Annotated in this window: 1 protein-coding gene; it reads right to left on the bottom strand. The window is 45.1% G+C overall.

The window, feature by feature from the left end; genetic code table 11:
- Nucleotides 1-349: 349 nt before the first annotated feature.
- The coding region (locus AC1QQ2_RS14995; RefSeq protein ID WP_479713749.1) for a hypothetical protein at nucleotides 350-554 on the bottom strand (205 nt) is incomplete at its 5' end.

Here is a 554-nt window from a genome sequence, read left to right as displayed (position 1 = left end):
CCATTAAGTGTCTCCCTGTATATATAGCCTGCCAGGACGTTTCCTGAGGGTACACACAGTTAGGTGTTTTGCCAAGTCCAAAACAACAGCACTTAGTTATGAGGTTAACGACTACCTATGGCCGGTAAGTCATTGATTTTATACGACACAGACACGACCCTGAAGGTCGTAGGTTCAAATCCTACCCCCGCAACCAAATAACTATAAATCAATGACTTAGATACCCATCTGTCTGTCGGGTCGGCTTCTGTCATCAAATCAGTGCTTTTTTTGACTTATTTGATGGGTAGAAATAGCAAAACCGCCACTGTGTAGGGGCGGTCTTGGTTTTATTCAGTGCTGTATGAGGTCAATGGATGACTTCATAGAACCCTATGACATGTTTGAGGGCTTTGAGGTCTTCGGTTAACTCCGCCAAGTCTTTCTGTTGTGCATCAGTTAATTCTTCGCTGCCCATCAGACGGTTCCATTCCTCCAGATACAGGTCATGGGTCATCTTGAGCCGGACTGCGACAACAGCATCAGCAAAGTCATAGATGTGTTGAGAGTTCTCT

This window comes from Aestuarium sp. (assembly GCF_023253315.1).
Lineage (GTDB): Bacteria > Pseudomonadota > Alphaproteobacteria > Rhodobacterales > Rhodobacteraceae > Marivivens > Marivivens donghaensis.
This window is presented reverse-complemented; position numbering and strand designations above follow the sequence as displayed.